The organism is Fodinibius sp. GM21 (assembly GCF_058386955.1).
On the sequence record NZ_JBYEIQ010000007.1, the window covers coordinates 55633 to 68339 of the forward strand.

General features: G+C 44.4%; 9 protein-coding genes. 5 read left to right on the forward strand and 4 right to left on the reverse strand.

The window, feature by feature from the left end; all coding sequences use genetic code 11:
* The first annotated feature begins 53 nt into the window (after nucleotides 1-53).
* Complete coding sequence (locus ACT3IB_RS14785; protein WP_491539801.1) at nucleotides 54-2054, forward strand: ABC-F family ATP-binding cassette domain-containing protein; 2001 nt, start codon at nucleotides 54-56, stop codon at nucleotides 2052-2054.
* Nucleotides 2055-2133: 79 nt separating this feature from the next.
* Here the strand turns inward: ACT3IB_RS14785 and ACT3IB_RS14790 are convergent, their stop codons facing one another.
* A complete protein-coding gene (locus ACT3IB_RS14790) occupies nucleotides 2134-2562 on the reverse strand; it encodes a VOC family protein (protein ID WP_491539802.1) in 429 nt (142 codons plus the stop codon).
* Between the two features lie 71 nt (nucleotides 2563-2633).
* On the opposite strand from ACT3IB_RS14790, the gene ACT3IB_RS14795 reads away from it, so the two are divergent.
* Both ACT3IB_RS14795 and ACT3IB_RS14800 read left to right on the forward strand, forming a co-directional pair.
* A complete protein-coding gene (locus ACT3IB_RS14795; protein WP_491539803.1) occupies nucleotides 2634-3389 on the forward strand; it encodes an alpha/beta hydrolase family protein in 756 nt (251 codons plus the stop codon).
* Between the two features lie 81 nt (nucleotides 3390-3470).
* Nucleotides 3471-4037: a superoxide dismutase family protein gene (locus ACT3IB_RS14800; protein WP_491539804.1), complete on the forward strand. Its 567-nt coding sequence runs from the start codon at nucleotides 3471-3473 to the stop codon at nucleotides 4035-4037.
* A gap of 96 nt (nucleotides 4038-4133) precedes the next feature.
* On the opposite strand, the gene ACT3IB_RS14805 is transcribed toward ACT3IB_RS14800, so the two are convergent.
* On the reverse strand, nucleotides 4134-4292 hold the full coding sequence (locus ACT3IB_RS14805; protein ID WP_491539805.1) for a hypothetical protein: 159 nt from the start codon (nucleotides 4290-4292) through the stop codon (nucleotides 4134-4136).
* A 42-nt stretch (nucleotides 4293-4334) separates the two neighbouring features.
* On the reverse strand, nucleotides 4335-5807 hold the full coding sequence (locus ACT3IB_RS14810) for a glycine--tRNA ligase (protein WP_491539806.1): 1473 nt from the start codon (nucleotides 5805-5807) through the stop codon (nucleotides 4335-4337).
* A gap of 179 nt (nucleotides 5808-5986) precedes the next feature.
* Here ACT3IB_RS14810 and asd point away from each other — a divergent pair, with 179 nt between their 5' ends.
* Nucleotides 5987-7045, forward strand: a complete 1059-nt coding sequence (asd, locus tag ACT3IB_RS14815) for an aspartate-semialdehyde dehydrogenase (RefSeq protein WP_491539807.1) — start codon at nucleotides 5987-5989, stop codon at nucleotides 7043-7045.
* Nucleotides 7046-7118: 73 nt separating this feature from the next.
* Here the strand turns inward: asd and ACT3IB_RS14820 are convergent, their stop codons facing one another.
* Complete coding sequence (locus ACT3IB_RS14820) at nucleotides 7119-7526, reverse strand: hypothetical protein (protein WP_491539808.1); 408 nt, start codon at nucleotides 7524-7526, stop codon at nucleotides 7119-7121.
* A gap of 264 nt (nucleotides 7527-7790) precedes the next feature.
* Here ACT3IB_RS14820 and ACT3IB_RS14825 point away from each other — a divergent pair, with 264 nt between their 5' ends.
* Entirely contained in the window at nucleotides 7791-12674 is a 4884-nt protein-coding gene (locus ACT3IB_RS14825; protein WP_491539809.1) for a lamin tail domain-containing protein, read from the forward strand.
* Nucleotides 12675-12707 lie beyond the last annotated feature (33 nt).

The window sequence follows — 12707 nt, forward strand, 5'->3', positions numbered from 1 at the left end:
GATTAAAGATTTCGAATTATTATCTGAAATTAACATTTAGCCAAAGCGCTTTGTTGATTATATTAAGTGCCAATTTTAAAGAACTTATCTCCTTGCTTCAACTCGAAAAAATATCACTTTCTTTTGGGGATGAAACCCTGCTCGATGGAATAAGCACCATCATTAATCCCGGTGAACGCGTCGGACTCGTAGGTCCCAACGGCGCCGGTAAATCGACGCTGCTAAAAATTATTGCCGGTGAAATCGAACCCAACGGTGGAAATATCACCATGTCGAAGGCTGCAACGGTCGGCTATCTGCCGCAGGATGGCGTTGATCCCGATCCGGATTTAACAGTCTATGAGGAAATGGAAAGTGCTTTCGCTGATATTCAGGAGCTGGAAGAGAAAGTGCAAAAAGCGCGTGAAGAACTTGGCGAACTTGAGGAAGGAACCTCCGAATATCAATCGGCAATGGAGGAAGTGGGCAGGCTCCAAAATCGTATTGAACAATCGGGCGCTTATGCGCTGGAATCGAACATCGAGAAGGTGTTGATGGGACTCGGCTTTTCGCCGGATGATTTTGAACGCTCTACGACTGAATTCAGCGGCGGCTGGCTGATGCGTATCGCATTGGGGAAGTTGCTGCTCCAGCGTCCCATGTATCTGCTGTTGGATGAGCCCACGAATCACCTTGATATTGAGTCGCTCCGCTGGATCGAACAATTTTTGAATGGCTATGAGGGCGCGGTCATCATTGTATCGCACGACAAGGCGTTTCTGAATAAGATCACCACGCGCACGCTGGCGCTGGAATATGGGGATCTGCTGGATTATGCCGGTAACTACGATTATTACGAGGAAAAACATGCCGAGCGAAAAGAACATTTGCGCAAGGCCTATGAAAATCAGCAGCAGGAGATCAAAGAGATTCAGGAGTTCATTGACAAGTTTCGCTATAACGCCAGCAAGGCGGCGCAAGTGCAAAGCCGTATCAAGCAGCTGGAGAAAATGGATAAAATTGAGCTTGATGAACGTGAGGAAGAGATTTTCTTTGAGTTTCCCCCCCCCGAACGAAGCGGCGCGGTGGTGATGCGGCTCAAAAACATCCGTAAACAGTACGACGAGAATGTAGTATTTGAAGATCTCTCCTACTCCATTGATCGCGGAGACAAAATTGCGGTCGTGGGTCCCAATGGCGCGGGAAAATCGACGATGATTCGCATGCTTGCCGGACTGGAAGATTTTGATGCCGGCGAACGCGAACCCGGCCACAATGTGACCACCTCCTACTTTGCCCAGCACCAGGCCGATGAGCTGGATCTCGATAAAACAGTGTTCGAAATCATGCGGGAAGCTGCCCCAAAGACGGACGAAACGCGCCTTCGTACCATTTTGGGATGTTTTCTTTTCCAGGGGGATGATGTGTTTAAGAAAGTGTCGGTGTTGTCGGGTGGAGAGAAAAGTCGGCTGGCCCTGGCGCGCATGCTCGTGCAGCCGGCGAACTTCCTTATTTTTGATGAGCCTACCAACCACCTCGATATGCAATCTAAAGATATTCTACAGCAGGCGCTCGAGCAATACGAAGGTACCTATATGATTGTGAGTCACGATCGAGACTTCCTCGATCCCACTGTGGATAAAGTCTTGGAAGTGCGTCCCAATGAGACCAACACCTTTCACGGGAACGTCTCATATTATTTGGATAAAGTCGAAGAGCGGGAAGAGGAGGAAAAAGAGGAAAACCAGCAGAATAATGGGAATGAATCTTCTAATAACGGACTATCGCGCAAGGAGGAGCGCCGAATTGCGGCGCAAAAACGCCAGAAAAAGTATGACAAGCTAAAGCCACTGAAAAAGAAAATTGATCCGCTGGAAGACAAAATTGAAAAGCTTGAAGAGCGAAAAGATGAGATTGAAGACCTGATGGCTGAGCCGGATTTCTATGATGATGAAGAGCAGGTCAAAGAGATCTCGATGGAATATGAAAAACTCAAAGGAAAACTCGTTGAGATCTATGCCGAGTGGGAAGAGCTGGCAACGAAGATGAGCGAAATTGAGGAAGAATTTAGTTGATAATTGTAGTGAGTAATGAGTCATGAGTAGTGAGAAAGCCACCTTCTCAATACTCACCTCTCACTACTCATGTCCATCATTAGGTCGCAAAAATCTGATCCTTATTCCGGAAGGCCTTGAATTCAAGTGCATTGCCACTGGGATCTTTGAAAAACATCGTGGCCTGTTCACCGGGCTTACCCTCAAAACGAACGTAGGGTTCAATAATAAAATCCACACCTTCGCTCTCTAATCGTTCGGCCAGCTCCTCCCACTGTTCCCATTCCAAAATCAGCCCAAAGTGCTTGGCCGGTACGGCATGTCCATCCACATCGTTCATGCTCGACTTTCCGGCTTCTTCGGGGCTTAAATGTGCAACGACCTGGTGTCCCCAAAAATCGAAGTCGATCCATTTATCTGAGCTGCGCCCGGTATCGCAACCGAGAACATCCCGATAAAAGGTAAGGGTTTCATCAAGATCCGAGACCGGAAATGCCAAGTGAAATAACGGTGTTGATTGTTCACTCATAATACTATAATTATTTGAAATAGATTTTTTGCCAAAAGAGAGTCATATAAAATATAAATTGAGGACCACTCATGCGATCAGAAAAAATTACATTCGAAGGTGCTTTTGGAAACCAACTTGCAGCGCGGATAGATCAGCCTGACGATGAAGCTCGAAGTTATGCCCTTTTTGCGCACTGTTTTACCTGCTCAAAGAATTTGAAAATTGTTAAAACCCTGAGCAAAACCCTCACCAAACACAATATTGGGGTCTTTCGGTTTGATTTTACGGGGCTGGGCGAAAGTGAGGGTGATTTTGCCGATACCAACTTTTCCTCCAATATCGAAGATCTCATTGCTGCATCTGAATATATGGAATCGCATTTACAGGGTCCGGCTATCCTAATCGGACATTCACTGGGCGGAGCAGCAATGATTCAGGCGGCTTCACGCATCGAATCCTCAAAAGCGGTAGCAACCATTGCCGCTCCCAGCAGTCCCACCAGCATCAAAGACAAGTTTGGGGCCAAGCTTGATACCATAAAAACGAAAGGCAAAGCTACTGTGACACTAGCCGGACGTGATTTTACGATCAAAAAGCAGTTTTTGGCTGATCTGGAGGAGAATAATATGGATGATAAAGTGAAAAAGCTGGATCGTCCTCTCATGATTTTCCATTCCCCGATCGATAAAATTGTCAGCATAGACAATGCCGCACACCTCTATAAAATGGCCCGTCATCCCAAAAGTTTTGTATCACTCGATGATGCCGATCACTTACTTAACAAAGAAGAAGACGGCATTTTTGTGGCGGAAGTAATTGCTGCCTGGGCCGATCGATACTTTTAAATTTCATTGAATGCCAATACATTAGCTCTTGTTAAAGCCTTAGGATTGGAACTCGAACAAAAACAAAACATCATATTATTTATGCAATCATTTAAAAAGTATTTTTTCTCTTTTGTATTGCTCTTTTTCGCGATAGGATGCGCACAACAGGAGATGGAACAGAAAGAAACCACAACCGAACCGGCGACTGATTTTTCAGAAGCGGTAGCCGTTGTCCATCCTACTGAAAATGGTAATGCGACCGGCCATGTTACTTTTACAAAGGTTGAGGATGGCGTTCGCGTGCAAGGCGAATTCAGTGGATTGGAAGAAGGTAAGCACGGCTTTCACATCCACCAATATGGTGACTGCCGCGCCGATGATGGTACTTCTGCCGGCGGACATTATAATCCAGCCGATAATCCACATGCAGGACCTGATGCCGAAAGCCGCCACGTTGGCGATATGGGCAACCTCGAGGCTGATGCCGATGGTAATGCCACTATCGATTACGTAGATAATACCATCGCACTAAATGGACCTGAAAGTATTATGGGGCGTGGAGTTATTATTCACGGCGGTGAAGATGATCTTGAGTCACAGCCAACCGGTGCTGCAGGTCCTCGCATGGGATGTGGCGTAATTGGCGTTGCTAACGCTGATATGTAATTCATTACGAATTCAAACAAAAAAGGAGTTCACTTCAAAAGTGAACTCCTTTTCTTATTAAATACTACAGATCCTGAAACGAGTTCAGGATGACACCTATATCAACATCTCTTCAATATCCTCGTTTCGTAGCTCCGCTGCGAAATGCCCCCCTTTCTCTACCATTTGCTTCTCCTGCATCAGACCAAAATCACTTATCCAGTAAAAAAGGTACCGCAGCAGAGCTACGGTACCAGATATAAGCTTTTTACTCAAATGGAGTCCACCTCACAGGTTGGACTCCATTTTTTTATCTGACTATTCTGCATTCCAGTCTTTCATCTTGTCATCGATCACCTCCTTTAAACGACTGACCGGAACGCGATCCTGCGTCATATCATCGCGATAGCGGATGGTCACCGTATTTTCACCTTCGGATTCCACGCCATCAAAATCGACCGTCACACAGAAGGGCGTTCCCGCTTCATCCTGCCTACGATAACGCTTGCCTATGGATCCGGATTCATCATACAGCACGTTATAATCTTCGCGCAAATCGTCCGTAATCTTATGCGCCAGATTCTGCAACTTATCCTTTTTGATGAGCGGAAAGATGCCCACTTTGGTTGGCGCCAGCTGCGGATTCATTTTCAATACCGTTCGCGTATCGCCATCCACTTCCTCCTCGCGGTAGGCATCGCAGAGCACCATCATCACCGTACGATCGAGCCCAATGGAAGTCTCGATAACATAAGGCACATATTTTTCCTGCTTCTGCTGATCATAGTATTCCAGCTTCTTGCCCGAAAACTCCTTGTGCTGACTCAAATCAAAATCGGTGCGGTTGTGAACACCTTCAACCTCTTGCCAGCCAATAGGATATTCGTACTGAATATCGGCAGCAGCTTCTGCGTAGTGGGCTAATTTATCTTCGGGATGCGGATGTGTACGAAGCTTATCCTCACGAATGCCCAGTTTTTTAAACCAGTCAAGGCGTTTGTTAAGCCAATAATCATAACTTTCTTTATCGGTACCCGGCTCTACAAAATACTGCATCTCCATCTGCTCGAACTCCCGCATGCGGAAGATAAACTGTCGCGCCACAACTTCGTTTCGAAACGCTTTCCCAACCTGAGCAATGCCAAACGGCACTTGCTGCCGGGCGGTATCCATCACGTTTTTAAAATTCACAAAAATGCCTTGGGCCGTTTCCGGACGTAAATAAACAGCATCATCACCATCCCCACCAGATGACGTCGCCCCAAACTGGGTTTTGAACATCAAGTTAAACTGGCGCACCTCGGTCCAGTCAAACGCGCCGGACTCGGGAGCTCGGATCTCTTCATCCATAATAATTTGATGCAGATCTTCGCACACGCCCTTACGCGATCCGGCCGTATCCAACAATTCCTGAAGCTCATCAGCCTTATCGGCCTTACCATCGCTGCGCAACTTGGCAATATGATTTTCAATCAACATATCCGCCCGATAGCGTTTATTCGATTGCTTATCATCAATCATCGGATCGTTGAATCCATCCAGATGGCCGCTGGCCTCCCACACTTTGGGATGCATAAAAATAGCCGAATCAAGTCCCACAATATTGTCGTGACGCTGAGTCATATCCTTCCACCACATATCACGGATATTTCGTTTCAGCTCGGCCCCCAGCGGACCATAATCATACACGGCTCCAAGTCCGCCGTATATTTCTGATGATTGATAAATGAAAGCGCGGGACTTCGCCAATGATACAAGCGTATCTAAACTATCGAGTTCGGTAACTGACATGTACGTGCTAAAATTTGGGTTAAAACAATGATTTTACGAAGCCCAAAGATAGAAAAAATTACAGCTTTAATTAATTATCCTTTTATGCGTATTTTTGGCGGTCCATGGGAATGATTCTGCATTCATCCCATTTATATAACTTCACCTTGAATTACCTAAACTAATCAAGAAATAATATTATGCATTCTTTCCAGGTTGGCGTACTCGGTGCTACCGGGGCCGTCGGACAAAAATTTATTCGTCTTTTAGAAAACCATCCGTGGTTCACGGTAAAAGTATTGGGCGCCTCACAACGCTCGGCCGGAAAGAAATACAAACAGGCCGTCCACTGGATTGAGAAAACTGAACTGCCAGCTAATACTGCCGACCTTCAGGTTCAAGAATGTGACCCAGCTAATTTTGAGGGTGTCGACTTTGTGTTTTCAGGGTTGGATTCCTCCGTGGCCGGAGATATCGAAAAGAACTTTGCCGAATCGGGCATTCCTGTGATCTCCAATGCCAAAAACTACCGCATGCACGACCAGGTACCCCTGCTGGTTCCCGAAGTAAATCCCGATCACGCAGAGCTTATTAAAAAACAAGATTTTGATTCTGATGGAAATGGATGGATCGTTACCAATCCAAATTGCGTATCGGTGCCTCTATCGATGTCCCTTCGTCCATTGCGCGATGCTTTCGGCATCGATTCTTTGATAGTCACGTCTATGCAATCCGTTTCCGGAGCGGGCTATCCCGGCGTTTCCAGCATGGACATTGTGGCCAATGTTGTGCCTCATATCGGTGGAGAAGAACCCAAAGTACAGACCGAAGCCACCAAAGTGTTAGGCGCCCTATCGGACGATTCTATCGCCTTTAATACTTTTACAATACAGGCTACGGCCGTGCGCGTCCCCACGATTGAAGGGCACCTACTTTCGGTATCGGTAAAACTGAAAAATCCTCCTACATCAATCGAAGAAGCCGAACAGGCCTTTACTGACTGGGAAAACCCTATCGCAGACCTGGATCTACCTTCATCCCCAGCTAATCCTGTGCGGCTTTACAAAGAAGATCGCTATCCACAGCCGCGACTCCACGCTGATCGTGAAGGCGGTATGCAAACGGCAGTGGGACGTCTGCGCGAAGGAACCGTTATGGATTTGGGATACGTGACTATGGCTCATAATACCATTCGCGGTGCTGCCGGAGGAGCTATATTGAACGCTGAACTCTTGGCTGCAAGAGAGTACATCCGATAACCTAAAATTTAAAAAAAATTACCCGAGAAGCCTGTCAGAATCTATCCTGGCAGGCTTTTATTTGGGATGAAAATCACTGATCAGAATCGCCTTCCCCAAGTTGATCAAGCTTAAACTCAGATAGTGCTACCCGCGCCCGTGATATTGTTTGTTGAGCTTTATCCTTGTGCTTTCGCTTTACTTTAAGTTTACATTCGCCAAGTTCATTTCCGGGCAGATCCTGTAAAACACGCATCGAAGTCGCTTTCAAAATGATTTTTGCACTAAACCATCCCTTTTTGAACTCGATAGAATCCAAATCTTTATAGTCCAAATGCAGGTTTTTGACATCTGATTTAATGACTCCCACAAAACTATCCTGCACTTGGTACTCCAGTTCGATACCACTTTCAGTCAGTTTCAGCAACCCTTTGGCCACCTGTAATCCATGGTTGTAATCAACAGATTCGAATGGAATGGTCGAGCTATTTGTGTAATCCATGCGTAGTTATTAGAGCTATGTATTTTGTAAAGATGATTATATAAAAAATTGGAAAAATTTTGTAAGGATTTGTCTTCTCAATGGTCTTACTAACAGAAACGCATAAAAGCGTATAAGCCGTTGAAATAGAGAGTAATATCAAATGTCCTTCCGGGGTGAAGCTGTGGATAGCAGTTTCACCCTCTTTTTTATCAAACCTTAATTTTCTTGCCATTCATGCCCTTCCAAAGTATTCTTCCATAATTTTTTCGGGGTCAAATCATTATGCGATATACCATTACAGCACTTTTTTTATTAATAATCACTTTCATTTCTGCAGAGACACGAGCACAAACCGTTACAATTGATGATGATTTTAGTGATGGTGATTTTATAAGTAATCCCACTTGGACCGATAGTGAATCCAAACATATTGTAAATACTTCAAGCATGCTTCAGCTTGATGCATCCAGTGAAACTGCTGAAGCGGTAATCAGTACACCCTCAACAGCTGCTTATGGCGAATGGGAAGCATATATTGAACTCGGTTTCAACCCATCGAGTAGCAATCTGTCAAGATTTTATATTATTGCTAATAATCAAGATATGAAAGGCAATATTGAGGGTTATTTTGTTCAAATAGGCGATACCGAAGATGAAGTAAGTCTCTATCGTCAGGATGGGAGCAGTGCAATAAAAATTATCGATGGAACCGATGGATTAGTTGACTCGGACCCTGTAACAGTGCGGATACGAGTCATGCGGGATCTTGGCGGTAATTGGGAACTGCTTGCTGATCCCGCCGGAGGCACTACTTATACCTCGCAGGGGACGGCAACAGATAATACACATAGCCAAAGTGAATTCATCGGTCTATTCAGCGATTATACCAGCACCCGATCCAGCTTGTTCGAATACGATGATATCAAGGTAACGAAAGTTAATCCACCGCTCGACATCCAAAATGTTACCGTCGCAGATAATAAGACTTTTGAAGTTTCTTTTAATCTGGATCTCGATCCTGCCAGTGTTCAAACATCAGACTTTAGTATTACTCCAAACATCGGGAATCCCACCAATCTTAGTATTGCGGGCGATGTTGTTCAACTCTCATATAATAATCCCATTTACGGCGGACAATACACTCTTAATGTCAGCGGCATTGCTGACAACGAAGGCAACACTATCGATCCCAATATGAGTTTTCCATTTCAATTTTTTGACTCCTATACCCCGGGGGATATCATTATAAATGAATTTGCCTACGATTATCCGTCAACAATTACAGAAGAATATATCGAGATACGGAATACGAGTAATAAGTATCTAAACCTTGCCAATTGGCAAATAGCAGATAACAACAGCAGTTCCAATTTAGGTTCCGACCCTATCCCCATCGAGCCTGACAGCTTCTTAGTTATTTCAGCAGACACTACTGAACTGACTGATCTTTGGGGCAATAGAACTTATTATGAAACTGGCTTCCCTGCTCTCAATAATTCAACACCTGATGCAGTACAATTAATTACTGATACGGGTGCAAAAGCAGATTCCCTGACCTACAACTCGGATTGGGGCGGTACAGATGTAGCACTGGAACGACGGTCATCGTCTGCTCCGAGTATCTACAAAGAAAATTGGGGCGACTCTCCCAATTCCAATGGCGGCACGCCGGGCGTTAGCAATGAGATTGCTGAAGATACCACACCTCCCAAGTTTATTGAGCTGAACATTCTATCAGCACAAACTCTGCAATTGGCTTTTAATGAGCGCCTGAATCAAGCCGGCAACTATGGGATTACCAACAGCAGTATTTCATCAGTTAATCAGACCGCAGCCGATACCGTTGAGCTCTCTCTGGGGTCCGACCTGCAAAATGCCCGGAATTATACCCTATCCATCGATAATGCCACAGACATTTTTGGAAATACTCTTGTTTCCACTGATACATCCTTCACCTTTTACAATCCGTCTCCGGTAGATTCCGGTGATGTGGCCATTAATGAATTTATGTACGCCCCGCCGGCAAGCAGCTCCGAATATATTGAACTCTACAATCACTCTAACAAATCACTTGATCTGCAGGGATGGACGCTCAGTGATAACCGCGATGGTTTTGAAGGAGTCATTTCCAACAATCAATTCATCGTGCCTCCAGACAGTTTTGTGGTAATTGCTCCTGATAACACTATTGAACCTAATTACCCCACTATCGCGCTGTTGACAATGGGAGATTTTCCGGCCCTCAATAATGGCGGAGACCAAATTATTATCCGGGATCAAGACGGCGTTCTCCTGGATTCCCTGCAATACATCTCTGACTGGGGCGGTGATGAAATAGCCCTCGAACGACGCACTATCAATATTTCCGGCACCTATCAAAGCAACTGGGGCAATACCCCCAATGGGTTCGGGACGCCGGGGTCATCGAACAATATTGAACCTGATAGTGAAGCTCCGACAATTGAAGAATTTGAGATCAAAAGCAATACAGAATTGACTCTAATTTTTTCTGAACAATTGGATAAAAATTCAGCAGAAGATCTCAGTAATTATACCATCTCTAATGCTTTTTCAGTAGCAAATACCCAGCTTTTAGCTCCCGATACCGTTTTATTAACGCTCGGTAGTCAGTTGCAAAATGCGGCAACTTATACTCTTGGCATAGAAAATATTGCAGATCTATTTGGCAATATGATTTCTCCTGTGGATACCTCCTTCACCTATTATGAGGTTTCAAATGCCAATTCAAGCGATGTGTTTGTGAATGAATTTAGTTTTGTTCCCCCATCAGGTAGTACCGAATACATCGAAATTTATAATCCATCTAATAAATCGTTTAACCTTGAGGGATGGACGCTAAGCGATAATCGTGGTATACAAGGAACTATTACCAATGCACGTTTTATCGTACCCCCGGATAGTTTCGTAGTAATAGTCCCTGACAATACATTGTTAACAAAGTACCCCGATATTGCACTTCTTGCAATGAGCGACTTCCCTGCTCTTAATAACAGTGGCGACCAGATCGTCGTAAGAAATCAAAGTGGCACATTGTTAGATTCCCTGCAATATACTTCTGGCTGGGGTGGCGACGAAGTCGCACTTGAGCGACGCACAACAGCAGTCTCAGGAACATTTCGTGAAAACTGGAGTGATGCTCCCAATGGATTTGGTTCCCCAGGATCACAAAATGAGGTCCCTCAAGATCAGGCATCGCCTACTTTAGAAAACCTAATTAGCATCGACACCAACAAGATTGAGCTTACGTTTTCAGAAAAAGTAGCATCCCCATCAGCTACAGATGAACAAAATTACCAACTCGACCCGTCAATAGGTATTCAGCTAATATCGGTTCAGGATGAAAGGGTGACCCTATTTTTGGAACAGGCACTTACTAACGGACAAACCTATGAAGTAACCGTTTCCAATATCTCTGACATCTTTGGCAATACCTTAACAAATGCTTCCCGGGAACTCAATTACCTGCAAATTGATAAAGCTCAGTCAGGACAAATCGTTATCAATGAAATACTCTATAACCCCGGATCCGGAGGAAAGGCTGATTTTATTGAACTTTACAATACAACAGATAAAAATTTCAATTTAACCGAATGGGTGGTCGGTGATTACAGCGCTGAAACCACTATCGACGTTCCCACGCAACTCGAAGCCGGGGAATTTATCGTGCTTACCAGAAATCAAAATTTTGCAGCGGCTATTCCCAATGCTGTTGCCATAAGTGAATTCCCCTCTTTAAATAATAATACTCCCGATGACATCTATATTCGAAATCAAAAGGGCGTTACAATCGATTCTCTGCGCTATTACCAGAGCTGGGGTGGCAATACCGACGGAGCTTCCCTAGAACGTAACGATCCATTAGGAGCTTCAAATGATGCCTCAAACTGGCAAACCAATAACTCTGAAAGGGGCATTTCCGCAGGAAACCAAAATATCACTTTCCAAGAGGATACCGATTCTCCACGGATGATTTTTTCTAAAGTATTGAATAAAGGAAATTTTAAAATTCAGTTTAATGAATTTATCCGTCTAACTGATGATGTTGCTTTTTATGCCGGAGCAGAGCGTCTTTCAATCACTGATTTTGACTCAACCAGTGCTAATGTGATTTTATTGTCTTCAGCAGCTTCAATGAGCAATAATATTATTGCAAATAGCACGACAATACGGGCAGAAAGTCTGACCGATGTAAAGGGAAACACAACAACAAGTTCTGAGATTTCAGTAGCACAACCGCTACAAAATGGAGATCTGGTTATTAATGAGATTATGTTTAATCCTCTGGCCAAAGCCGATGACAACCAACCCGATCAAACTGAGTATATCGAACTGCGTAATACGCAGGATTATGCTATTTCCCTCGAAGGACTCTTTCTACATGACGAACCCGATGAAAACGGAAATATTCGTGATATTCAACCGGTATCTACAACAGCAAAATGGGTTCCTCCGAAAGGTTATGTACTCATCCATGCCGATGAGAGTTCAAACTTTAAAGAGAGTCAAACTGCCCTCTTTTTTGATCTGCCATCATCAAATATGCAATCCATTATGCGGGCAGATCGATCCAGTCTAAGTTTGGGCTCTTCTGATGACGCTATCTACATAGCCGACAGTACGGGGGCCACCATCGATTCCGTTTTTTATGATGAAAGCTGGCACAACCCCAATATTATCGATAGTCGTGGTATTGCCCTTGAACGTATCTCTCCGGATGGGTCAAGCAATGATGAATCGAATTGGGGATCCAGTACCACAGAAAAAGGCGGTACCCCTCAATCAGAGAATTCCATCTACCAGGAAAACGCCCAAATTGATCAAGAAACAGGAATCAGTTTCGATCCCAATCCTTTTTCACCGGATGGTGATGGCTATGAAGACAATCTGTTCATCAACTATAAGCTTGATCAGCAGGACTATCTGATAAAAGTTCGTATATATGATCGCTACGGACGACTTGTTCGCACATTGGCCGACAACAAACAGGCCGGATTTGAGGGACAGCTTATCTGGAATGGGCGAAAAGATGACAACAGCCGCAACCGTATCGGTATTTATATTGTTGTTTTTGAAGCTTATGATAGTACCTCAGGGAACGACCTGAGTTTTAAAAAGACTGTGGTGCTTGCACGACAACTTAATTAGGATTAGCAGATTAGGAATTGGGATATTTTTCTT